Source organism: Streptomyces thermovulgaris, from assembly GCF_002155915.1.
GTDB lineage: Bacteria > Actinomycetota > Actinomycetes > Streptomycetales > Streptomycetaceae > Streptomyces > Streptomyces thermovulgaris.
Window position 1 is genome coordinate 1 of the sequence record NZ_MUME01000040.1, and the last position, 21,666, is coordinate 21,666.

General features: G+C 71.5%; 21 protein-coding genes and 1 pseudogene. 13 read left to right on the top strand and 9 right to left on the bottom strand.

Going from position 1 to position 21,666, the window contains the following annotated elements; all coding sequences use genetic code 11:
- Nucleotides 1–166: 166 nt before the first annotated feature.
- The 6 genes and pseudogenes from CCN35_RS04635 (at nt 167) to pcaDC (ending at nt 5,642) form a co-directional block, all read left to right on the top strand.
- Nucleotides 167–952, top strand: coding sequence for a CoA transferase subunit A (locus CCN35_RS04635; protein ID WP_086791602.1), 786 nt, complete (start codon nt 167–169; stop codon nt 950–952).
- A 7-nt stretch (nt 953–959) separates the two neighbouring features.
- The gene (locus tag CCN35_RS04640; RefSeq protein WP_086791604.1) at nt 960–1,604 is read left to right on the top strand and encodes a 3-oxoacid CoA-transferase subunit B; all 645 of its coding nucleotides are present in this window, start codon (nt 960–962) and stop codon (nt 1,602–1,604) included.
- 149 nt (nt 1,605–1,753) lie between these two features.
- Nucleotides 1,754–2,542, top strand: coding sequence for a protocatechuate 3,4-dioxygenase subunit beta (gene pcaH / locus CCN35_RS04645; RefSeq protein WP_067396951.1), 789 nt, complete (start codon nt 1,754–1,756; stop codon nt 2,540–2,542).
- Nucleotides 2,543–2,548: 6 nt separating this feature from the next.
- Nucleotides 2,549–3,154 (top strand): protocatechuate 3,4-dioxygenase subunit alpha, encoded by a 606-nt coding sequence (gene pcaG / locus CCN35_RS04650; RefSeq protein WP_086791606.1) that lies wholly within the window; start codon nt 2,549–2,551, stop codon nt 3,152–3,154.
- Between the two features lie 17 nt (nt 3,155–3,171).
- On the top strand, nt 3,172–4,503 hold the full coding sequence (gene pcaB / locus CCN35_RS04655) for a 3-carboxy-cis,cis-muconate cycloisomerase (RefSeq protein ID WP_086791624.1): 1,332 nt from the start codon (nt 3,172–3,174) through the stop codon (nt 4,501–4,503).
- Nucleotides 4,500–5,642: pseudogene (pcaDC, locus tag CCN35_RS04660) on the top strand (bifunctional 3-oxoadipate enol-lactonase/4-carboxymuconolactone decarboxylase PcaDC). Before pcaB ends, pcaDC begins: the two are co-directional and overlap by 4 nt.
- Before the next feature lie 66 nt (nt 5,643–5,708).
- On the opposite strand, the gene CCN35_RS04665 reads toward pcaDC, so the two are convergent.
- Nucleotides 5,709–8,399, bottom strand: a complete 2,691-nt coding sequence (locus CCN35_RS04665) for an ATP-binding protein (protein WP_067396956.1) — start codon at nt 8,397–8,399, stop codon at nt 5,709–5,711.
- Nucleotides 8,400–8,653: 254 nt separating this feature from the next.
- Between CCN35_RS04665 and CCN35_RS04670 the strand changes: the two genes are divergently transcribed.
- Nucleotides 8,654–9,694 (top strand): DUF2510 domain-containing protein, encoded by a 1,041-nt coding sequence (locus tag CCN35_RS04670; RefSeq protein WP_086791608.1) that lies wholly within the window; start codon nt 8,654–8,656, stop codon nt 9,692–9,694.
- Nucleotides 9,695–9,855: 161 nt separating this feature from the next.
- On the opposite strand, the gene CCN35_RS04675 is transcribed toward CCN35_RS04670, so the two are convergent.
- A complete protein-coding gene (locus CCN35_RS04675) occupies nt 9,856–10,497 on the bottom strand; it encodes a TetR/AcrR family transcriptional regulator (protein WP_067396960.1) in 642 nt (213 codons plus the stop codon).
- A 485-nt stretch (nt 10,498–10,982) separates the two neighbouring features.
- Between CCN35_RS04675 and ftsW the strand changes: the two genes are divergently transcribed.
- A complete protein-coding gene (ftsW, locus tag CCN35_RS04680) occupies nt 10,983–12,362 on the top strand; it encodes a putative lipid II flippase FtsW (RefSeq protein ID WP_425444278.1) in 1,380 nt (459 codons plus the stop codon).
- Between the two features lie 45 nt (nt 12,363–12,407).
- Here ftsW and CCN35_RS04685 read toward each other — a convergent pair whose 3' ends face one another.
- Entirely contained in the window at nt 12,408–12,878 is a 471-nt protein-coding gene (locus CCN35_RS04685) for an ATP-binding protein (protein WP_086791610.1), read from the bottom strand.
- Nucleotides 12,879–13,034: 156 nt separating this feature from the next.
- Between CCN35_RS04685 and CCN35_RS04690 the strand changes: the two genes are divergently transcribed.
- The 3 genes from CCN35_RS04690 (at nt 13,035) to CCN35_RS04700 (ending at nt 15,106) form a co-directional block, all read left to right on the top strand.
- Nucleotides 13,035–13,880: a helix-turn-helix domain-containing protein gene (locus tag CCN35_RS04690; RefSeq protein ID WP_086791612.1), complete on the top strand. Its 846-nt coding sequence runs from the start codon at nt 13,035–13,037 to the stop codon at nt 13,878–13,880.
- Entirely contained in the window at nt 13,877–14,080 is a 204-nt protein-coding gene (locus tag CCN35_RS04695; RefSeq protein WP_067396968.1) for a DUF397 domain-containing protein, read from the top strand. Before CCN35_RS04690 ends, CCN35_RS04695 begins: the two co-directional genes overlap by 4 nt.
- 504 nt (nt 14,081–14,584) lie before the next feature.
- A complete protein-coding gene (locus CCN35_RS04700; RefSeq protein ID WP_086791614.1) occupies nt 14,585–15,106 on the top strand; it encodes a transglycosylase SLT domain-containing protein in 522 nt (173 codons plus the stop codon).
- A 138-nt stretch (nt 15,107–15,244) separates the two neighbouring features.
- Here the strand turns inward: CCN35_RS04700 and CCN35_RS04705 are convergent, their stop codons facing one another.
- Nucleotides 15,245–15,676 carry a DUF4259 domain-containing protein gene (locus CCN35_RS04705; RefSeq protein WP_086791615.1) on the bottom strand — a complete coding sequence of 144 codons (432 nt, stop codon included), beginning with the start codon at nt 15,674–15,676 and terminating at the stop codon, nt 15,245–15,247.
- 421 nt (nt 15,677–16,097) lie between these two features.
- On the opposite strand from CCN35_RS04705, the gene CCN35_RS04710 reads away from it, so the two are divergent.
- Nucleotides 16,098–17,342 carry an MFS transporter gene (locus CCN35_RS04710; protein WP_086791616.1) on the top strand — a complete coding sequence of 415 codons (1,245 nt, stop codon included), beginning with the start codon at nt 16,098–16,100 and terminating at the stop codon, nt 17,340–17,342.
- Nucleotides 17,343–17,504: 162 nt separating this feature from the next.
- Here CCN35_RS04710 and CCN35_RS04715 read toward each other — a convergent pair whose 3' ends face one another.
- Entirely contained in the window at nt 17,505–17,903 is a 399-nt protein-coding gene (locus CCN35_RS04715) for an FmdB family zinc ribbon protein (protein WP_107501026.1), read from the bottom strand.
- A 369-nt stretch (nt 17,904–18,272) separates the two neighbouring features.
- Between CCN35_RS04715 and CCN35_RS29930 the strand changes: the two genes are divergently transcribed.
- Nucleotides 18,273–18,707 (top strand): pentapeptide repeat-containing protein, encoded by a 435-nt coding sequence (locus CCN35_RS29930; protein ID WP_086791617.1) that lies wholly within the window; start codon nt 18,273–18,275, stop codon nt 18,705–18,707.
- A gap of 731 nt (nt 18,708–19,438) precedes the next feature.
- On the opposite strand, the gene CCN35_RS30165 is transcribed toward CCN35_RS29930, so the two are convergent.
- The 4 genes from CCN35_RS30165 to CCN35_RS04745 all read right to left on the bottom strand — a co-directional run bounded on the left by CCN35_RS30165 (nt 19,439) and on the right by CCN35_RS04745 (nt 21,609).
- On the bottom strand, nt 19,439–19,759 hold the full coding sequence (locus CCN35_RS30165) for a hypothetical protein (protein WP_086791618.1): 321 nt from the start codon (nt 19,757–19,759) through the stop codon (nt 19,439–19,441).
- Between the two features lie 42 nt (nt 19,760–19,801).
- Nucleotides 19,802–19,978 (bottom strand): hypothetical protein, encoded by a 177-nt coding sequence (locus CCN35_RS30170; RefSeq protein WP_158100375.1) that lies wholly within the window; start codon nt 19,976–19,978, stop codon nt 19,802–19,804.
- A gap of 550 nt (nt 19,979–20,528) precedes the next feature.
- Nucleotides 20,529–20,723: a hypothetical protein gene (locus tag CCN35_RS04740; protein WP_079129824.1), complete on the bottom strand. Its 195-nt coding sequence runs from the start codon at nt 20,721–20,723 to the stop codon at nt 20,529–20,531.
- Between the two features lie 412 nt (nt 20,724–21,135).
- A complete protein-coding gene (locus CCN35_RS04745; protein WP_245863010.1) occupies nt 21,136–21,609 on the bottom strand; it encodes an SMI1/KNR4 family protein in 474 nt (157 codons plus the stop codon).
- Nucleotides 21,610–21,666: the final 57 nt, after the last annotated feature.

The following is a 21,666-nucleotide window of genomic DNA, read 5'->3' on the forward strand; positions in this document are numbered from 1 at the left end:
GTCGGCCGCCCCGCGCCCCCACCCCTCCGAAATGCCGTCTGAACAGGCAGTTCACCGAGGTCTTGACGGTGCACGGTTCGAATGACAGCGTGAGAGACCTCGAGGAAGCAGTCAGTGCCCTGACCATCCGGATGCCGAGCACTCGGCGGAGATGAGGCTTCTTCCGATGGACAAGGTGGCCGCCACGGCCCGTGAGGCGGTGGCCGATGTGCCTGACGGCGCATCGCTGGCGGTGGGCGGTTTCGGACTCGGCGGTGTGCCGAACGTACTGATCCAGGCGCTGTACGAGCGCGGGGTCGGCGGACCGTCGGTGGTCTCCAACAACCGCGGTGCGCTGGAGTCCGGTCTCGCGGTGCTGCTCGCGGCCGGGCGGATCGCCCGGGTGACCGGCTCCTGCATCGGCGCGAACAAGGAGTTCGCCCGGCAGTACCTGGCCGGCGAACTGGAGGTGGAGCTGATCCCCCAGGGCACGCCGGCCGAGCGGCTGCGCGCCGGCGGCGCCGGGATCCCCGCCTTCTGCACCCCCGCCGGGGTGGGCACCCAGGTCGCCGAGGGCGGACTGCCCTGGCGCTACGACGGCTCCGGCGGCGTCGCCGTCGCCTCGCCGCCGAAGGAGGTCCGCGAGCTCGACGGCGCCCTGTATGTGCTGGAGCGCGCCATCCGCACCGACTTCGCCCTGGTGCGCGCCACGAAGGGCGACCGGCACGGCAATCTGGTCCTCAGCAAGGCCGCCCGGAACTTCAACCCGCCGGCCGCCATGGCCGGACGCATCACGATCGCCGAGGTGGAGGAGCTGGTCGAGCCCGGCGGGATCGACCCGGACGCGGTGCACCCGCCGGGCATCTTCGTCCAGCGGGTGGTCGCCCTCACCCCGCAGCAGGCGGCCGACAAGCGGATCGAACGGCGCACGGTCTCCCGCCCCGCTCCAGGCCGCCGGCCCGGGGGACGGTGAGCGGCCGATGGCCTGGACACGGGAGGAGATGGCCGCCCGGGCCGCACGTGAACTGCGCGACGGCCAGTACGTCAACCCCGGCATCGGCCTGCCGACCCTGATACCGAACCATCTGCCCGAGGGGGTGGAGGTGGTCCTGGAGTCGGAGAACGGCATCCTGGGCACCGGCCCCTACCCCACCGAGGACGCCGTCGACCCGGACCTGACCAACGCCGGCGAGGAGACCGTCACCGTTCTGCCCGGCGCCTCCTTCTTCGACTCGGCGCTGTCGTTCGCGATGATCCGCGGCGGTCACATCGACGTCGCCGTGCTCGGCGCCCTGGAGGTCTCCGCGCGCGGCGACCTGGCGAACTGGGCCGTTCCCGGCAGGCTGGTCACCGGGATCGGCGGAGCCATGGACCTCGTCCACGGCGCCCGCACGGTCATCGTCCTGATGACCCACACCGCCAAGGACGGCACGCCGAAGATCCGCCGGGAGTGCACGCTGCCGCTGACCGGCAGGGCGTGCGTGGACCGGATCGTCACCGGCCTCGGCGTCCTCGACGTCACCGGGGAGGGACTGCTGCTCGTCGAGACCGCGCCCGGTGTCACCGTCGACGAGCTCGCCGCCAGGACCGACGCCGAGCCGACCGTCGCGGAGAACCTGAGGTGAGAGGTCTCCGCCCCGCCCTCGTTCCCCTGCCTCGTCGCCCTCTTCCTCGTCCTCTTCGTCCCCGCCCTCGTCCTCGTTCTCGGACCCGTCCCCGCCCTTGCCTCCTGTCCTCCGATCCTCCGACGCCCAGGGAAGCGTGAGGAACGCCCATGACGCCCACTCGGCACACGCCCACTCAACACGACATCGACCAGGAGATCGCGGCCGAGCGCGCCGCGTACGAGAAGCGCCGCGCCGACGGCGCTCCCGTCGAGCACCATCCGCGCCGCGACTGCGCGCCGTACCGCTCCTCGGTCCTGCGTCACCCCCGACAGCCGCTGGTCGCCATCGACGTGACCCGGAATCCGGAGCTGGTCGAGCTGTCCTCGCCCGCCTTCGGCGAACGGGACGTCACCGAGACCGACAACGACCTGACCCGGCAGCACGCCGGTGAGCCGATCGGCGAGCGGATCACCGTCTGCGGACGGCTGCTGGACCGCGACGGGCGGCCGGTGCGCGGTCAGCTCATCGAGATCTGGCAGGCCAACGCCGCCGGCCGCTACGCCCATCAGCGCGAGCAGCACGACGCCCCGCTGGACCCCAACTTCACCGGGGTGGGCCGTACCCTGACGGACTCGGACGGCTTCTACCGCTTCACCACGATCCGGCCGGGCCCGTACCCGTGGCGCAACCATCTCAACGCCTGGCGTCCGGCGCACATTCACTTCTCGGTGTTCGGCAGGGCGTTCACCCAGCGGCTGGTGACGCAGATGTACTTCCCGGGCGATCCGCTCCTCCCGTACGACCCGATCCTGCAGTCGGTGACGGACGAGGCCGCCCGGCAGCGGCTGGTGGCCACCTACGACCACAGTCTGTCGGTGCCGGAGTTCTCGCTCGGCTACCGCTGGGACATCGTGCTGGACGGCCCGTACGCCACCTGGCTCGAGGAAGGGCGCTGATCCGTCATGACGAGGACCGGCACCAGCAGCCCCGGACCCGTGCCGCCCACCCCGTCGCAGACGGTGGGCCCCTTCTACGGCCATGCGCTCCCCTTCCCCGGCGGCGAGGACGTCGCACCGCTGGGGCACCCCGACACGATCACCGTGCACGGGTACGTCCTCGACGGCGAGGGCCGGCCGCTGCCGGACGCCCTGCTGGAGGTGTGGGGTCCGGACCCGGACGGCAATCTGCCGGCCGTCGACGGCTCGATGCGGCGCGACCCGGCCTCCGGCGGCTTCCTCGGCCGCAACGGCGTGGAGTTCACCGGCTTCGGCCGCGTCCGGACCGACGCCGACGGTCACTGGTACGTGCGGACGCTGCGGCCCGGCGCACGCGGACGGAACGCCCCCTGCCTCAGTGTGTGCGTCTTCGCCCGCGGGCTGCTCGTGCACCTGTTCACCCGCATCTACCTGCCCGGCGACGAGGCCGTACTGGCCGCCGACCCGCTGCTCGCCCGGCTGGACGAGCAACGGCGCGGCACGCTGATCGCGGCACGGGAGGACGGCGGGGCCTACCGTTTCGACATCCGCCTTCAAGGCGAGGGCGAGACGGTCTTCCTGGAGTTCCGGTGACACCTTCCCCCGGCGACCTGCTGTCCGACGATGCCGACGCCGGTCTGCTCGGCCCCGGCTGGGCGGACTCCCCCGCCGCGGCCGCGACCGGCGATGCCGCGTATCTGCGGGCGCTGCTGGACGCGGAGGCCGCCCTCACCCGGGCCCAGGCCGCGCTCGGCCTCGCCCCGGCGCAGGCGGCCGAGGCGGTGACCCGGGCGGCGGACCCGGCCCGTTTCTCCCCGGGCGCGCTCGCACGGCGTGCCCGCGACGGCGGAAACCCCGTCATCCCCCTGGTGGAGGAGCTCACCCGGGCGGTGGGCGAGGAGTACGGCCCCTATGTCCACCGGGGCGCGACCAGCCAGGACATCATGGACACGGCGACGATGCTGGTCGCCGTGCGCACCCTGGACCTGGTCCTGGCCGACCTGGACCGCGTCGGGGAGGCGCTGGCCCGGTCGGCCGCCGAGCACCGCGGCACCGTGATGCCGGGGCGGACGCTGACCCAGCACGCGGTGCCGACGACCTTCGGGCTGAAGGCGGCCGGGTGGCGGTCGCTGATGCTGGACGCCCGGGACCGGATCGCCCGGGTACGCGACACGCTGCCCGTCCAGCTCGGCGGCGCGGCGGGGACGCTGGCGGCCTTCTCGGCGTACGGCGCCGAGGACGCGACCGCACTGGTCGCGGCGTACGCCCGGGAACTGGGCCTGTGCGAGCCGCTGCTGCCCTGGCACACGCTGCGCACCCCGATCGCCGACCTCGCCGGGTGCCTGGCCTTTACCGCCGGGGCGCTGGGCAAGGTCGCGGTGGACGTGCTGGTGCTGTCCCGCACGGAGATCGCCGAACTCGCGGAGGGCGGTGGCGGCGGCTCCTCGGCCATGCCGCACAAGACGAACCCCGTGCGGTCCACCCTGATCGCCGCCGCGGCCCGGCGCGCACCGCAGCTCGCGGCCACGCTGTACGGGTCGCTGGCGGCGGAGGACGAACGGCCGCCCGGGGCCTGGCACGCCGAGTGGGAGCCGCTGCGGGAGCTGCTGCGGCTGGTCGGCGGCGCGGCCCGGGACGCCGTCGAACTGGCCGGGGGACTGCGGGTGGACGCGGACGCGATGCGCGCGCATCTGCGTCTCACCCGGGGGCTGATCGTCTCCGAGCGGCTGTCGGCCGAGCTGGCCCCCGTGCTCGGCCGTGCCCGTGCCCGGGCCCTGCTCGCCGAACTCGCCCGGCGTTCCTTCGCCGAGGGCCGCAGCCTCGGCGAACTCCTCGCCGAGCAGCCCGAGTCGAAGGGCGTCGACCTGGACGCGCTCACCGACCCCGCCCGTTACGAGGGGGCTGCCGCCGCCCTCACCGACCGTGCCCTGGAGCGACGTTGATCCTGCACCACCTCGTCGAAGGCCCCGCTTCCGCCGCCCCGCTGCTGCTCGGGCCGTCGCTGGGCACCTCGTACGCGCTGTAGGACAAGGTCGCCCCGGAGCTGTCGGTCTCCCACCGGGTGATCCGCTGGGACCTGCCGGGGCACGGCGGTTCACCGGCCGGGCCGATCGGTCCGGGGGCGACCGTCGGCGACCTCGCCGCTCTGGTGCTGGCGCTCGCCGACTCGCTCGGCATCGAGCGGTTCGCGTACGCGGGGGTGTCGCTGGGCGGTGCGGTGGGGCTGCATCTGGCCGTGCACCATCCCGAGCGCCTCGACGCGCTCGCCGTGATCTGCTCCTCGGCCCACTTCAACGGCGCCGCGCCCTGGCGGGAGCGGGCCGAGCGGGTCCGGCGGGAGGGGATGGGTCCGCTGGCCGAGAGCGTCCCGGCACGGTGGTTCGCCGGTGACTTCACCGTGCCGGAGCTGGTGCGCGCCCACCGGGAGGCCGGCCCGGAGGCGTATGCCGCCTGCTGCGACGCGCTGGCCGCCTTCGGCCTGACCGACCGGCTGCCGGAGATCGGTGTGCGCACGCTGCTCGTCGCGGGCCGGGAGGACCCGGCGGCCCCGCCCGCGCATCTGCGGCAGATCGCGGACGCGGTGCCGGAGGCGACGCCGGTCGAGATTCCGGGTGCCTCGCATCTGGCGCCCGCGCAGTGCCCCCGGGCCGTTCTGGCGGCGCTGCGCTCCCACTTCGACGGGCCTCCCCGGCGGGGCATGGAGGTGCGGCGCGAGGTGCCCGGCGATGCGTAGGTGGACCGGGCACAGGCCCGGCAGACCCCTTTCACGGCCCGTTTCCAGGACTTCGTCTCCCGCTGTGCCTGGGGCGAGATCTGGACCGATCCGACGCCGACCCGCCGCGAGCGCAGCATGATCACCCTGACGGCGCTCATCGCGCGCGGCCACTACGACGAGCTGGCCCCGCATGTGCGGGCGGCCCGCCGCAACGGGCTCACCGTGGAGGAGACCGGCGCGGTGCTGCTGCAGAGCACCGTGTACTGCGGGGTCCCGGCGGCCAACTCGGCGTTCGCGGTGGCCCAGCGGGTGCCGGCGGAGGAGTCCGGCGAGGACCGGCCCCGGCAGCCCGGCACGAGCCCGTGACCGGCCCGTGCGGGCCGTGGCCGGCTGCTCGGACGGTGACCGGCCGCTCAGTGGGTGACCATCTGCTCAGTATGCGGACTGCGGCAGTCCGTGCTCCGCGTTCAGAGCGTCCCGGGCCCGGGTCACCAGACCGTCCGCGCCGCAGGAGCGGGCCAGGGCCAGCCCCCGTTCGAGTTCGGCGGCCGAGTGGATGGCGATGCCGTACTCGACACGCGCGGCGGCGTGCTCGTACTGGCAGGGAGAGGCCTCCAGATAGGCGACGGCCTGGGAGAGCAGGCGGACCTTGCGCTGACCGGTCTCCAGGGCGGCGGCGCAGCGCAGGGCCTCCCCGATGGCGGTGTCGGTGCCGAACCGCTCGGCCCTGCGGCGGACCTCGGCGGCGAGCCGGGCGGCCCGCTCGGGGTCCTCGGTGGCGAGGGCGCGGGCCAGGTCGGCCGCCCAGGGCACCGTGACCGGGTTGTGGTGACCGCGGACGGCCGCCGCCTTCTCGGCCTCCTCCAGTTCGCCGATGCCCTCCTTGGTGCGGCCCAGGGCGAGCAGCAGCCGGCCGCGCACGCTGCGCGGGTCGGGGATGATGATGGTGGACGGGTAGGGCGGGGCGAACCCGCACCGCTCGGCGGCCTCCCAGGCCTCCGCGACATGGCCGCGGGCGAGCAGGGTGTCGACCAGGTTGCAGCTCACGGTCCAGTACATGGGCAGCCCGCGGCCGACCCGTTCGGCCAGGCGCAGGGATTCGCGCAGGGCCTCCTCCGCCTCCCGCAGCCGGCCGCGCCTGCGGTGGGCGAGGCCGACGTAGGCGTGCGCGAGGGCGAGATGACCGCCGCTCCAGCCCGCGGTCTCGTAGGCGCGCACGGCCTCGGTGCACAGGGCCTCGGCCCGGTCGAGGCGGTCGGTGTAGGCGTAGGCGGCGGCGAGCATCAGCAGCAGCTCGATGCCCCACTCGGTGTCGGTCCAGCCGAGGCCGGGGGCGAGACGGCCGTTGACGAGGGCGCGGTCGCACAGTTCGACGACCTCCTCGGCGCTCTCGCCGCGGGTCATGACGTCGAAGCCCCGCAGGATCAGCAGGGCGCGCTCGGAGTTGTCGCGTCCGGCGCAGCCCGCGGCGAGTTCGGCGAGCCGCTCGGAGCGGTTCGCCGAGATCGGCTCCCCGGCGTGCAGGCTCTCCCACATGTACTGCACGGCCTGCAGCCGCAGCCGGATGGGCCCGGGCTCGTGGCGGGCGGCCTCCGCCTCCACCATGCGGACGGCCTCCTCCAGCTGGTTGTTGTGGAGCAGGGCCTGGGACAGCCGCCACACGGCGTCCACGCGGGTGGCGCGGTCCAGGCCGGGCATGCTCATCGCCCGCTGGAGGTGCTCGATGGTGGTGGCGGGTGCGGTCAGGAAGGTGGCGCAGCCCAGCTCGTAGAGCACATGGGCGTGCACCTCGGGGGCCGGGGGTTCCAGCAGGGCCCGCTCCAGACAGCGGCGGGCCGCTTCGGGTGCGCCGACGGCGAGGTGTTCCCGGGCCGCCTGGCGCAGCTGCTCGACGAGTTCATCGTCGTCGTCCGGGTGGACCTGGAGGAGGTGCCGGGAGGCCGCGGCGACGCCGAGTCCGGAGTCGGTGACGACCTGGGCGGCGATGCCGTGCATGGCGGTGCGCAGGGCGTCGGGTATCGAGTTGTAGACGGCGGTGGCGATCAGCGGGTGCACGAACTCCAGCTCACTGTCGCCGCTCCGGACCGTCGCCGGGTCGGGTTCGGTGAGGATGCGGGCCTCGCGCAGCAGCCGGGCGCAGCGTTCGGCGTCCTCGCGGCTCATGGTGGCGAGCCGGGCGACGAGTTCCACGGAGATGCCGGTGCCCAGGATGGCGGCGGCCCAGGCGAAGCGGGTGGCGTCGATGCCGAGTTCCTCGAGACGGGCGACGAGGCCGCCGCCCCGGGCGGAGCGGTTCAGGGCGCGCAGTTCACCGGCATGGGCCTCGACCGGCTCGATCTCGCTGTCGCGCACCTTGGCGAGGAGTTCGACGGTCTCGTAGGGGTTTCCGCCGGTGACGGCCCACACCTCCCGGCAGAACGGGGCGTCGGCGTGCGGGCCGAGGGTGGTGCGGGTGAGTCCCGCGGTGGCCTCCGGGGTGAGGGCGCTCAGGTCGCTGACGGTCGCGGCGGCGACGGCCGTCTCCAGGATCCGGGCGCCGGCCCCGTGCGCCTCCCCGAGCCGGCGGGTGACGACGACCAGCACGGACAGGTCGTCGAGGCGTTCGACGAACGCGGCGAGCCAGCGCAGGGTCTCCTCGTCGGCCCAGTGGGCGTCGTCGATCAGCAGCACCAGCGGCCATTCGCGCCTGGCCAGCCGCCGGACCGCGGCGACCAGGCCGTCGCACACGCCCTGCGGGTCGGCCTGCCGGTCCCCGGGCTCCGCGATGCCGAGGGCGGGGCCGGCGATGTCGTACCAGTCGCCGAGGTACTCGCGGGCCTCCTCGGGCATCAGCGAGATGAGCGCCGGCTGCAACAGCTGCCGTACGACGTTGAAGGGGACGGACTGGAGGGTCTCGCCGCCGCGCGCCGACCACACGGTGCAGCCGCGTTGCTCGGCGATCCGCCGGGTCTCGGCCAGCAGGGCGGTCTTGCCCAGTCCGGCCTCGCCCTGGAAGACCAGTAGTTCCCCTGAGGACGAACGGTCGGCGCACAGGGCGTCGATCGCACGCTGGACGGTGGTGATTTCCTCGTCACGCTCCCACAAGGAAGCCGAGGCGGCCGTGCCCGGCCGTACCTCCGTCATCCCGCTACCTCCCAAGTCGCCCGACGGCGTGCAGACTTCGAGCGTAGCCGTCGGAAGGTCAAAGTGGAGAGGGTCTTCGTACCTGTTGCCGTGACGGGTGACCTGCGGTACAGGAGGACGACTCGCCGGTCCCACGACCAGTGCAGGCGGACGCGAGAGATCAACCCGCGTACGGCGGGGACGGACGGCGGAACGGCAGCGGAAGCGGAGGGTCCTCTCAGCGGGTTCTCACCTGTGCCTCATACGGTGGGGACATGACGCAGGCGACTCCTCCCGGGTGGTACCCCGACCCGGGGCAGACAAGTGACGGCCCCGCCACCGAGCGCTGGTGGGACGGCAGGGCGTGGACGGAACGGATCCGTCCGGCAGGAGCAGCGGCCGCATGGGGTCCCCCGGCGCAGCCGCCGGCCGCCGGGCCGCACCCGGAACGTCCGGGGCACCCCCCGGAGCATCCCGGGCACACCGGGTACACCGGGCATGCGGAACACCCGGGGCACCCGGGACAGCCCGCCTTCCCGGGCCTGCCGCCGGCTCCCCCGCAGCAGGGCGCGCGCCGCGGTCTGCGGATCGGCGTCGCCGCCGTGGCGGTCACGGCGCTGCTGGCGAGCATCGGCGTCGGCGTGTACGCGCTGAGCACGGACGGCGGCAGCGACAGCCGGGTGGCCGGGTCGCGGCAGGAGCCGGACGGCCGGGACGACGGCCCCGACGGGCCCGGGGACCCCGGCGAGTCCGACGGGTCCGACGGCGACCGCCGGGAGGCACCGAAGATCACCAGCGGTTCGGTGACCGACGTGCTCAACGGCATCACCCTGCCCGTCCCCGACGGCTGGTACGGCCGGCGGCTCACCATGGGCGCCCAGATCACCTCCAGCGACTCCTACGCCTGCCCCGGCGACACCGGCCAGAGCTGCACCAAGGGCGGCGCCTACTCGGCCCCCGCGGTCGCGCTGGGCACCCGGGGCCGTACGGCGGAGGAGGTGGCCAAGGCCGACATCGCGGCGAACGCCGAGGAGTCCTACGGCGGCACCGCCTACGGCGGGATCACCTCGCACGAGGTGCTGGCCTCCAAGGAGGTGACGGTGGCCGGGCAGAAGGGCTATCTGGTCCGCTGGAAGGCCATCACCCGCACGGGCTCCGACGGGTACGTGGAGTCGCTGGCCTTCCCCTCCCCGGTGGACGCACGGCAGATGGTGGTCGTCCGCTTCGGCGTGGACGTGGGGGAGAAGCAGTCCGTGATCGACGAGATCACCCGGGGCATCAGGGCGGCGGGCAGCGGCAACGACCTCACCGTCTGAGGCCGCCGGGCCCCGGACGAGCCGCCCGGACGGGCCCTGCGCCGGCCGGACGGGCCCTGCGTCGACCGGGCGGGACGTCCCTCCGTTTCGGGGCGCCCCGCCCGGCCCGGGTGCGCGCCGCCCCCGTCCCCACGGTGCGGCGCGGTCAGGTCACCGTCCGGTCATCCCGCGGACGGCGGCCTGGGCCGTGGACCGAGGCCGAGCGCGGGCAGCACCGCGGCCTCCATGAACCGGAACAGATAGTCCGGGTCGGCGTATTCCTCCTCCAGCACGGGCCGGCCGCGCAGGACACCGAGCACCTGCGCGGGCACGAACTCCAGCGCCGGATTGCCGGCGTCGACCTCGCCGCGCTCCACCCCGCGCCGCAGGATCCGCCGCAGCGCGGCGACCTCCGGCTCCACGAGCGCCTCCCGCAGCGCCCGCCTCAGCTCGGTGTCCGTCGTGACCGCGTGCCCGAGCGCCTGGAGAAGGCGGGCCTCCTCCTTCGACCACTCCCCCGCGACCCGGGCGACCTGCCGCAGGTCCTCGGCGAGCGAGCCGGTGTCGATGCCGGTGAAACGGGGGCGGCTGCTGGAGCGCAGGGCGGCCGCCACGAGCCGCGGCTTGGTCCCCCACTGCCGGTAGAGCGTGGACTTGCTGCACCGGGTGGCGGCGGCGATGCCCTCCATGGTGACGGCGTCGTAGCCGCAGGTGCGGATCCGCTCGAGCACGGCGTCGTAGAACTCCTGCTCGCGCTCGGGCGTGAGCCGGGAGCGGCGCGAGACGGCGGCCGTTCCCGGCCCGTCCGCGACCTGCGACGTCATCGCTCCGCTCCTCACTCGCGCTCGCTCACGCCGGGGCGGCCCCGATGTCCGCTCTTCCGCGGCGTACACCCCTTGACGGGCGTTGACGGGCCTGCACCCATTGATACGCGAGTGTACCGGTACGCGGGCGTATCGGTACGTCACCGTATCGATACCGGGAGCGACCCGCATCCGCCGCGCAGGACCGGGCGCGGCATGTGATCATGGTCCCCACCAGGCTTGCTCGATTGGCGAGTTGAGGATGTCACCGGAGAGGATGGCCGGCGTGGGACAAGGTGCCGACACCGCCCTTGCCGTACGACTCGCGCGGAACGGCCGGGAGGATCCGGAACGCCGCCCCGCCCGCCTCCGGCGCCGGCGGGGCCCGCACCGCTGACGGGATGGGGATGTCACCGGCGTCGAAGCGCCGTGCGCCGGACGGCCGAGCGCGTCCGTCCACGAAGACGCACCTGCGCGATTCACGGAGTGCTCACACGGGGAAGCGCGTGCCGGGTGCCCGGGGCACCACGGCGACGCGGGGACGCCGGAAGGCCGAGCGCGTCGAACGGGCCGGAGCCAGGTCCGTCCGGCCGCCCGCGGAACGCGCCGAGCGGGTGGCCGCGCCCGCCGCACAGAGCCGTCCGCACCGCGCCCTGGCACGGCTGCGGCGGGCCTGGGACCGGCCGCTGACCGCCTACTACCTGGTGGCGGGCAGCACGGTGCTGCTCGCCGGTCTGGGGCTGGTGATGGTGTTCTCCTCCTCGCAGATCCAGGCCCTGCGCCAGAACCTGCCGCCGACGTTCTATCTGCGGCAGCAGCTCATGGCCGCGGTGATCGGCACGGCACTGGCCCTGTCGGCCTCCCGGATGCCGGTGAGGAAGCACCGGCTGCTGGCCTACCCCCTGCTGGGCGGGTCCGTGCTGCTGCTGGCACTGGTGCAGATGCCGGGACTGGGGCGGACCGTCAACGGCCAGACCAACTGGCTCGGCCTGGGCGGTCCGTTCGTGCTGCAGCCCAGCGAGTTCGCCAAGGCCGCGTTCATCGTGTGGGGGGCGGACCTGCTGGCCCGCAAGCAGCGGCACCGGCTGCTGAACCAGTGGAAGCACCTGCTGGTGCCGCTGGTGCCCGGCGCGCTGCTGCTGTCGGGGCTGATGCTGCTCGGCGGCGACATGGGCACCGCGGTCATCCTGTGGGCGGTGCTGTTCGGTCTGCTGTGGCTGGCCGGTGCGCCACTGCGGCTGTTCGGCGCCGCCCTGGCGGGCGCGGCGCTGCTCGCCGCCGCGCTGATCACCACCAGCCCGCACCGCATGTCCCGGTTCGCCTGCCTCGGCGCGGGCGACCCCGGCCCGGACGACCAGTGCTGGCAGGTGGTGCACGGCCTGTACGCGCTGTCGACGGGCGGCCTGCTCGGCAACGGGCTCGGCGCGAGCTTCGAGAAGTGGGGCGAGCTGCCCGAGCCGCACACCGACTTCATCTTCGCCGTCACCGGGGAGGAGCTCGGACTGGCCGGCACCCTGTCCGTGCTGGTCCTGCTCGCGGCGCTGTGCGCGGGCGGCCTGCGCATCGCCGGCCGCGGCAGAGACCCGTTCGTCCGTCTGGCGGCGGGCGGCGTCGTCACCTGGTTCGCGGTCCAGGCCGGCATCAACATCGGCGGGGTCCTCGGGCTGGTGCCCGTCGCAGGCGTCCCCCTGCCGTTGTTCTCCTACGGCGGCAGCGCGCTGATCGCCGCCCTGTACGCGGTGGGGCTCCTGCTCGCCGCGACCCGCGGCGAGCCCGCGGTCCGCGCGGCGCTGGCCCGCCGCGGGCAGAAGTCGCGCTCACCCCGCACGCGCCGCCCGGGACGCCCGGGAAAGCCGGACCGCTCGGGCCGCTCAAGCCGTCGCTGACCCCGGCCGTCCGCCCGCCGCCCCGGGGGCTCGGCACGGTGCGCGTCACGCGAACGGCAGGTCCAGCTCGGCCCGGACCGTCTTCCCGGGCAGGGCCGCGCCCCGGGACGTGCGGTCCAGCACCTCCCACCGGTCGGCGAGCGCGTCGACGAGGAACAGCCCCCGGCCCGCCTCGTCGAGAAGGGACGGGGACGGCACCAGGTCGGCGGGCCCCGACGGCCGGTGTTCGCCGCGGGTGTCGGACACCTCGATGCGCAGCAGGACGCCCGGGGTGTGCGTCAGGCGCAGTTCGAAGTCCCGGCCCGGTACGCGGCCGTGGGTCACGGCGTTGGCCGCCAGCTCGCCCACGATCACGGCGGCGGCGTCGGAGAGCGGGGTGCCGTACGGGACGCCCCAGGTGTGGAGTTGGGCGAGAGCGAGATGCCGGGCGAGGCGGGCGCCGAGCGGGGTGGAGCTGAAACGCTGGGTGAACATACGTACGGTAACCGGCCGTTGAGGCGCGGAAGGTGCGGTCATGGCCCCAATCTGGCGCCCCGACAAGGGCTTTGACCAGGCAGAAGCCATGTACGCCGCGACAGCGTACGCGGCTGCGGACTGGACGGTACACATGACGGTCCGTAACCATGACCGTGCTCGATGTGTGCGGTGGGACAGGGGCACGGGAGGTTGCCGATGGCGGCGGACGGCACGGTGGGGGCTGGGACGGGCGGCGAGCCCGGGTACTCGGACAGCCTGCGGACGTTCGGCGCGGTCGTCCAGGCGTTGCGCGAGCACGCCGGACTGACCCGGGCGGAACTGGGCGAGCTGGTCCGCTTCTCCCCTCACACGGTGGCCTCCGTGGAGCTGGGCCGCCGGATGCCGGACGCGGCCTTCGTGGAGCGGGCGGAACAGGCCCTGGGCAACACGGGCGCACTGCGGAAGGCGGCGGAACACCTGACCAGGCAGCCGGGACTGGCGGCGTGGTTCCGGCAGTGGGCGCGGCTGGAGGCGACGGCGATCAACCTGTGCACCTACGAGTGCCGGGTCGTGCCGGGCCTGTTGCAGACAGAGGCGTATGCGCGCACGCTGTTCGTGAACCAACTGCCGCCGCTGGGCGATGAACAGATCGAGGCCCAGTGGGCGGCACGAGCGAAGCGGCAAAAACTCCTGTGGGAACGGCCGAACACGGCGTTCAGCTTCATCCTGGAGGAGCACCTGTTCCTGCGGCGCACGGGCGGGGTGGAGGTGACACGGGAGCTGATCGACCACGTACTGGAGCTGGCGGAACTGCGGAACGTCGAGGTGCAGGTGATGCCTCAAGTGCAGGAGAACCACGCCGGGCTCGACGGTCCGATGCAGCTGCTCGAGACCCCGGAAAACCGGTGGTTCGCGTACAACGAAGGCCAACGTGGCGGTCTGTTCGTGTCCGACGCCAAGGAGGTCAGCGTCCTGCAGATGCGGTATGCCAGGATGCGCTCACAGGCTCTCACCCTCGAAGACTCCGTGAGCCTGTTGCGACGGCTGCGAGGAGTGCCATGAGCATCAGTGACCTGGCTTGGTTCAAGAGCAGTTACAGCAGCGGCGGAGACGGCGACTGCGTCGAGGTGGCCATAACCCGGCGGGAACCGGAAGCCGCCGAGGTGGTCCACGTCCGGGACTCCAAGGACAGGCACGGCCCACGACTCACCCTCTCCCCCACCGCATGGCACCGCTTCGTCTCGTACGCCGCCCGGACCTGAGACCTCCCCGAAGACCTCTCCTGCGACAGCGCGCCCCGCACCGGTCGTCCCCGGTGCGGGGCGCTTGCGTTCCGCCCTCTTCCCTGGGGCAGGACCTCCGCCCGCACACCCCTCGTCCGGACCGCTCCGAACCCGGCTGATGCCGCCCCGTGAGCCCCCGTCGACGGCCCGACAGGGGCCTGCTGATGTGATGCCTCCCATAGGAGCCAGATCACTCCCTAACGGGCATCGTAGAGACCGGATCACCCCGAACAGCAAAGAAAATCTCCAAAGCGGCGCATTTCAGACATACCTCCGTAGTCGGGTAGTACGTCACATCTTTGCGGCCCGCACCGGCCGCCGCTAACCATGTCTGTCGTTGCTCCGGCCACGCGGTGCGGATCGGCGGATCCCGTCGGCCCCGCCCGTCAAGGCCGTGCGACGCGGGGCCCCGCCCCGTACGCCACCGCCACCGACCGCGGCCGGCACCCGACGACCTGTCCCCCACCGGAGAGTTTTTCCCGCATGACCGCGATCACCCGCACCAGCCGCTTCGCCCGTCTGCGCACCCTCGCCGTCACCGGCCTCGCCACCACCGGCGCCGCAGCCGCTGCCCTCACCCTGATGCCCTCCCCCGCACAGGCCGCCGAGGCAACCCAGGTGCAGTCCTCCGCGGTCACTGCCTCCGCCCAGAACAACCGCAGCGCGCAGGGCAAGGCCGGTTACGCCAACAACCTCGACGGCTGGATCAAGCAGTCCCTGGAGATCATGAGGGCCAAGGGCATCCCCGGCAGCTACGAGGGCATCAAGCGCAACATCATGCGGGAGTCCGGCGGCAACCCCAACGCCCAGAACAACTGGGACATCAACGCCAAGAACGGCACCCCCTCCAAGGGGCTCCTCCAGGTCATCGCCCCCACCTTCAGGGCCTACCACGTCCCCGGCACCCCCCACAACATCACCGACCCGGTCGCCAACATCACCGCCGCCTGCAACTACGCCGCCCACCGCTACGGCTCCATCGACAACGTCAACTCCGCCTACTGACCCGGCGCACTCCAGCACCACAGGGCCGGTGCGGGCAGCGACAGTCGCTGCCCGCACCGGCCCTGTCCGCCTTCCGGCATGCGGTGCGAGGAGCAGAACGGCGTCATCCGGCTCAGACCCGGTGACAGGAACGACCTGTCATGGCTCGACATGGAACAGCGGGATGGACGATTCCGGCGGAGCCAGCACTGCGCGAAGTCGGTTGAGGCCGGCCTGCCACTGCTTCCCGTCTTCCGGATCGACCCAGTTCGAGGCTGATCCGGTCTCGTCGCTCATGATCCGAGCGAGAGCCTTGTCCGCGAGCTCCCGGAGATCGTCGGAGAAGACGGGCATGGGTTCTTCGGGGCCGTCAGCCGTGTCGACCAGGTCGCCACCAGGACATTGCGCCGCAACGAGCGCGGCTGCGGCCACTGCCTCCTGTTCTTCGATGAGCCAGCCGGTGGCGTTGACGGTGCGTGTGAGGACGCCACGGATCAGTGCCTCACGTTCCTCGGGTTCGGCGTCGTCGAGAGCATCGGCGAAGTCCGCGGCCGCGTCGTTGTCGAAAGGGCCGGTGCCCCAGGTGCCCATGCAAATCCCCTCCTCGTGCAATTGCGCCAGGATCCTCGCACCGGCCACTGACATTGCGGTCACGGTGAGAGCAGGGCGCGCTTTTGCAGAAGGGCGAAGCCCGCAGACCGCCACCGGGACGCCCCCACTCCGCCGACTGCGCGGCCGAGCCCCGCACATGGCCGAATCCGGCGTGGCCGATCACGGCCCCGAGCCCATACTGATGGGCGTTGCGGCACCGACCGTGCCCACACATCAGAACTCCCGGCCTTCGCCGAGACCTTCAGAGGCGACAGGCAGGGAAGGCTCCGTACACCTCACCCCGAAAGGCGTGCCCCGTGATCAAGGCGAAGCCCCGCCGTGCTCGATTCATCAAGAACCTGTCACAGCACCACTTACGCGGGCCTGAGACCTTCGGCGTGCGCGGCGAGGGTCGACGACTGTGACGGAGACGTCAAGAACAACATCGCCCCCTGAGGTCCGCTCTTTCCGGAACTTCAGAGTCCTGTGGCTGGGGCAGCTTTTCTCCAGCATCGGAAGCCCCTTTCAGACGATCGCCGTCTCCCTGTGGATCCTGGAGACCGGGAGAGGGGCAAGCGCACTCGCGGCAGTACTGGCCGTCGGCACGATCAGTCAGCTGATCGGCACCCTCTTTTCCGGTCCGCTGGTGGACCGGCTCGGTGCACTGAACATCATTCTTCACTGTGATGCCCTTCGCTGCGCCCTGGCGGGCCTCCTCGCCGTTGCTCTTCTCCTGGAGTCCGACACCGTCGCCGTCATCGGCCTGGTCTCCGCGTCGAGCGCAGTGGGAGGCGTTTTCCTTCCCGCCCTCAGAAGCGCTCCCGGCGTCCTCCTCTCCGAGGAGGACCGCCCTCGCGGGAACAGTCTGATGGAAGTCTCGAACAGCACGAGCATGCTGGTCGGAGCACTCGCCGGCGGCATGACCGTCGCTTTCGTCGGACCGGTCCCCGCAGTCGGTTTCAACGCCGCCGGCTTCGCGGTCGGTGCCCTCTGTGCCGCACTGATGAAACACCGATCCGCTTTCGGCGGCACCACGACCTCCACCGACGGCATGGCCGGCCTCGTACGCGAGGGCCTCGCCTTCGTCCGGCGCACCGGCTGGCTGCGCACGCTTCTGCTCATCGACGCCACACTCGACCTGGTGACAGCCGGACAGCTCTCCGTGGGTCTGCCCGCGATCTCACGTCAGTTGACGGGTGCGTCCAGCCTCGGCCTGATGATCGCCGGATTCGGCGCGGGAAGCCTCATGGGAGCACTGCTGGCGAGCAGGCTGCCCAGGATTCCGTTCCTTCCCCTGCGAAGGATCCACCCCTTGCGAAGGGTCTATCTCCTCCAGCTTCTGGCCGCGCCCTTCCTGGGCGTGCTTCCCCTGAGCACTCTCCCCGTCGCCACCGTCTGCCTCGTCGTGGCCGGCGTCCTCAACGCCATTGCCTCGGTCCACTACGTCTCGATCATCCAGCGGAACGTCGACTCCGCCGTGCTCGGCAGGGTCATGGCTCTCCTCGTCGCCGCCGGACTGAGCGTGCAACCCCTTGGTCAGATCCTGTGCGGAGTACTGATCGAAGGCGGATGGCTGCGAGAGTCGTTCGCTGCCGGAGCGCTCGTCATGGTGCTGGTGTGCGCCCTCGGACTGACACGCCGGAACCTCCGCGAACTCGCGCACTGAACGCTTCCCGTCCTGTGGTTCACGGGGGGGGCGACGGCTGGTGGGCCGGGGCCGTGACACGGCAGGACTCCTGCTCGTCGCGGCCGGCGATCCCACTCGCCGACGTCCCGGCGCAGGAGTCCTGGTGGTCTCGTACCGAGCCATACCCGGTGTGCCTCACGATCACGCCATGGGAAACGGTGTCCCAGCGGCTGTGCCCGGGGTTCTGGCGGGGGCGGGCAGCAGGTCGCCGACGCGCAGCGGGGCCGCCTCGTACCTGCCCTCGTGCGCGACGACCGGTCGTCGGTCGCCGGCGAGTTCCGGATGTTTGCCCTCCAGCTTCTGCCGGGTCTCGGCAGTTCGCCGCAGAGTGGTGACGTAGTCGCGGTCGCCGTAGCAGGTCCCCTTCCAGGTCTGCGGCATCCGCTCCGGCGGCGGTGGCACGGTGGCGGTGCCGCCGATCGCGAAGCTGCTGGGGATCTTGCGGGTCTCACCGCCGCACTCCGGGCAGCTCGGCAGCGGGGCGGTGAACGACTGGATCACTTCGAAACGGTGTCCGCCCGTGCAGACGAGTCCGTGGATGGCCCTTGGGTCTCGCCTTCACTTCGCCTCCGAGACCGGGACAACCTCCACCCGGGGTGCACTCGGTGTGCGATGTCGGTGTCGGTCAGGCCGCCCGGCGATCCGACGCTCCCGCCCCGCGCAGGCAGGGTGGCGGGCGAGGTTGCCATCGAGCAACCGACGGGTTCCAGTACGCCGCTCGTACGGGTGGGCCTCCAGCTCCTGCCCGCTGAACGGCACGTCCGGCAACAGGGTCAGGACGAAACCGCATTCGGGACAGGTTCCGTCAATTGTGACGAGGACATTCTGGACCTGTGTGATCGACTGGCGGGCGGCGAGCCGTCGGAAATTCAGAGGACGGTTACCGGCCCCGCTGACATCCTGACACGTATGCCCACGTCACTGACCGCGAGACAACGACTTGCCGCACTTCACCGCTATGCGTCCGTGAACCGTGAGGACTTCACCGGCCAGGACCTTGCTTCCGTGCGCACCTCACAGCTGTGGTTCACCCGTTGCCTGTTCACCGGGGCGGATCTGCGCCACGCCACCCTGGACAGGTGCTCGTTCAAGCTCTGCGACCTCAGCGGCGCAGACCTGCGCGGGGCCTCACTGCGCGGAGTCAGCCTGGCCGGCTGCGATCTGCGGGGTGCCGACCTGCGCGACACCGATCTGACCGGCGCCAGCTTCGGACGAGTGAACACCGGTACACCCCCGTACGGACTGACCGACGTCACCGGAGCCCGGTTCGAGAGAGCGATCCTGCGCGACGTCCGAGCGGAAGACGTCATCGGCTGGCCGTTCGAGCACGACGACAACGAGTAGAGCCTGCCAGGCGACATGCCGGCCCCAACCCCGGCCAAGCCGAGGCCGGGCACGGCCCACGCCGGCCGAAGCATCCGGCCGCACCGCGTGAGGCCACGATCCACAGCTGGAGCAGGGACAATTCCGCCGTTCGCGAGGTGTGGGAATCGTCCGTGGATCGTGAACGACGAACTGTGGGCATTGATCGAGCTGTTGCTGCCGCCCTGGCCGCAGAAGGCTCCCGGCCCGAAACCGGTGGACAACCGACTGTGCCCGCAGGGCATCCTGCACGTGCTCCGCAACGACATCAGCCGGCAACCGCTGCCGAACGATGTCGCCCCAGGCCCAGGCCCTGGCCCTGGTCGACGGCATCCCATCGGTGCCGGCAAGCCCGAACGGCCACGTCGCCGGTCCGACACTCTGCTCAGCGACCAGAGACACGACGGCAACCCCGACCGCCACGAGCTGCGCGGACGCCCCATCCTGCCGGTGATCTCCTGCGAAGACTCCCCATACCGAGGGCCTGGGCAGGCTCCGCTACGTCGTCGAGCAGACCTTTTCCTTGCTCCTTCCCCATCAGGTGCCTGGCCGTCCGCCGGAAACGACGCCTCGCCCTCCATGACACCCTCGCCCCCTCGCACGCAGCCTCACCTGCCGGCGTCGGCTCCGCTGACAACGGCACTGACCACGCTGCGCGCACCCTGCACTGTGGCGACGGGGGTACGCCAAAGGCCCCTCGGCGTCTTGGACAGCTACTGCTGCGCTTGTCCGGACTCGACTCGCTGCACCGGCTTCGCCTCACAAGCGGAGAGGGAGAGACGTTCGTCATCCACCGCTGTGACATTGACCAGCAGCGTGCTTTCCGTGTCGAAGCGCAAGGTGCAGAGCGGATCACGCGCCATCAGGAGGTCGAACCCTTCACGCTCGTTCTCGGCCAAAGGAGGATCGAGGACTACCTCACACACCCAGTCGCTGCCGGTGACGTGGGCCGTAACGCGCACACCGAACCCGCCCAGGCAGGTCAACCAATCAGCCCACCACTCAAACGTGGCAGGGCCCTGCCATCTGTCCATCTCGCCAGTATCTCCGGCAGCTCGTTCTCGGACACGACCTGTCTACAAGCCCGCGAAGGGGTCCAGCGACTCGCCGGTCCACGGGTCCACGCCCTCGTCCAGGAACCGCTCCTCCCTGAAGTTCAGGAGACGCGCGGTGCCCTCACCCCACAAGGTGGCGTTGCTGACAGGACACTCATCGAAATCGGCGCGCAGGACGCGCACGAGGAACTCCGTCATCCCGCACTCGTAGACGCTCCGGCCACCTCCATGGCGAGCCCGCACCACCACCGGCCAACGGTCCGGAACGGCCTCCGAGGTGACCCAGCACAACGCATCCGCGCCGTCCGTTCCTCCCCGGAGAAGCATGTCGCCCAGGTTGTACCGAGCCCCCACGGCGGGGTCCTTCCAGGCATCGAACGCTTCCAGCTGGCAGCTGCCGTTCCGTCCGTGGTCAGTCGTCGAACATTCCGGCGTACGGATCCGGTTCACCCGTCCACGGATCCACCCCCTTCTTCCACAGGCGTTCCTCCTCCCGCCGGTTCAGGAAGTCGCCGAATCCCGTCCCCAGAGGGAGAGATCACCGAGGGGGCACTTGTCGAATTCCGCCCGCAACACCTGCAGGAGGAACTGCACCATTCCGCAGTCGTAGCGGTGCCACAGGGCGTCGCCCCGGTTGTACACCAGGACAGGCCACATGTCAGGGTCTTCATGGGAGGCGTCCCAGCACAGACGGTCGGCGCTCGCATCGCCTCCCCAGGCGATCAGCTCGGGCGTCGTGTCCGCCAGTTCAGGGGGACTTCCGTGCCCACGACCAGGCGTCTTCGGCCTCCCAGGTCGCGTTGGCCATGTCGGAGGTCGCCGACTCCGCCTCTTTGAGCTCGGGCTTCAGGACCTCAAGGTGGCTCTCGATTGCCCCGTACCCGTACACCTCGATGAACTTCCGGTAGTCGGAGGGGAAGCCCTTGCCCCACGACTCGCGCATCCGCCCTCAGTCGACCGATGCGTTGCTCGAGCCTCTAGGCGAGACCAAATGCCGGAGTTCCTCCGGCGCGTTCACTCTGGTTCCCTTTTGCGCCTATTGAGCATCAACGCATTACGCTGACGGAACCTGCCGACCCGCCCCCGTCCTCTGCTTTCAAGCGACGCTTACCGAACGGCCGCGGTCCGCGAACGCACCAGGCAGTTACCGCCGTCGCGGACCGACCAGGTCCTCACCCCTTGGTGTCTCCACGACGTTCATCACGGCCGTGCCCCCACCGGGATGGTCGCAGTGATCGCCCTGTTGATCACCCAGGTCCGACATCCCATCCGAAACACCTCCAGGGCGCGAGCCCAACGCTCTGAGCTGCGATGGGACACCAGGGCTGGCAGAAGCATCATTGTCAGGACAGCCTCTACACCCCACGCCAGGACACGAACACGTACTGGTTCTCCACCGAGAGCCGTTCGCTGAGCGGGTTCACCTCACCAGTCAGGACCGCTACAAGGAACCACGCCATGCCGCCGTCGAATACGGTCCAGTGATTCTTCCCGTACGGAGTCTGTCTCCGGAAGACGGCCACCCGCCAGTTGTTGGGAGCACCCTCGCGCAGCCAGAAAGCGACATCGCTGCTCGCCGAGTCCGCGAAGGGCAGCAATGGCGGCAGCAGGCCTCCCGGCAAGAGGGAACCCAGCTCTTCGCGGTCCCTGTCCGAGAGGGCAGGATCGACTCTGTCCAGGAGATCCCCATACGCCGAGCCGGGGACCGGTGGCGTGCTGACGGACAGGTACTCATCGATCTCACCACCACCGTACGTTTCCACGAACTCGCGGTAGTCGTCCGGGAACGTCAGTCGCGTCGTCCGTTCGATCTCTTCCCAGTCCACCACGTCACCGCCAGAAACGGGCGGCGGGAGCAGTTCGCGCAGGCGGGCGACAGCGGGATG

What these genes read in the sequence shown, in the direction of transcription:
- CCN35_RS04635 (WP_086791602.1), top strand. Translation starts at nt 167, where the DNA reads ATGGACAAGGTGGCCGCCACGGCCCGTGAGGCGGTGGCCGATGTGCCT.
- CCN35_RS04640 (WP_086791604.1), top strand. Translation starts at nt 960, where the DNA reads ATGGCCTGGACACGGGAGGAGATGGCCGCCCGGGCCGCACGTGAACTG.
- pcaH (WP_067396951.1), top strand. Translation starts at nt 1,754, where the DNA reads ATGACGCCCACTCGGCACACGCCCACTCAACACGACATCGACCAGGAG.
- pcaG (WP_086791606.1), top strand. Translation starts at nt 2,549, where the DNA reads ATGACGAGGACCGGCACCAGCAGCCCCGGACCCGTGCCGCCCACCCCG.
- CCN35_RS04665 (WP_067396956.1), bottom strand. Translation starts at nt 8,399, where the DNA reads ATGACGGAGGTACGGCCGGGCACGGCCGCCTCGGCTTCCTTGTGGGAG.
- CCN35_RS04670 (WP_086791608.1), top strand. Translation starts at nt 8,654, where the DNA reads ATGACGCAGGCGACTCCTCCCGGGTGGTACCCCGACCCGGGGCAGACA.
- CCN35_RS04675 (WP_067396960.1), bottom strand. Translation starts at nt 10,497, where the DNA reads ATGACGTCGCAGGTCGCGGACGGGCCGGGAACGGCCGCCGTCTCGCGC.
- CCN35_RS04685 (WP_086791610.1), bottom strand. Translation starts at nt 12,878, where the DNA reads ATGACCGCACCTTCCGCGCCTCAACGGCCGGTTACCGTACGTATGTTC.
- CCN35_RS04690 (WP_086791612.1), top strand. Translation starts at nt 13,035, where the DNA reads ATGGCGGCGGACGGCACGGTGGGGGCTGGGACGGGCGGCGAGCCCGGG.
- CCN35_RS04695 (WP_067396968.1), top strand. Translation starts at nt 13,877, where the DNA reads ATGAGCATCAGTGACCTGGCTTGGTTCAAGAGCAGTTACAGCAGCGGC.
- CCN35_RS04700 (WP_086791614.1), top strand. Translation starts at nt 14,585, where the DNA reads ATGACCGCGATCACCCGCACCAGCCGCTTCGCCCGTCTGCGCACCCTC.
- CCN35_RS04705 (WP_086791615.1), bottom strand. Translation starts at nt 15,676, where the DNA reads ATGGGCACCTGGGGCACCGGCCCTTTCGACAACGACGCGGCCGCGGAC.
- CCN35_RS29930 (WP_086791617.1), top strand. Translation starts at nt 18,273, where the DNA reads ATGCCCACGTCACTGACCGCGAGACAACGACTTGCCGCACTTCACCGC.
- CCN35_RS30165 (WP_086791618.1), bottom strand. Translation starts at nt 19,759, where the DNA reads ATGGACAGATGGCAGGGCCCTGCCACGTTTGAGTGGTGGGCTGATTGG.
- CCN35_RS30170 (WP_158100375.1), bottom strand. Translation starts at nt 19,978, where the DNA reads ATGACGGAGTTCCTCGTGCGCGTCCTGCGCGCCGATTTCGATGAGTGT.
- CCN35_RS04740 (WP_079129824.1), bottom strand. Translation starts at nt 20,723, where the DNA reads ATGCGCGAGTCGTGGGGCAAGGGCTTCCCCTCCGACTACCGGAAGTTC.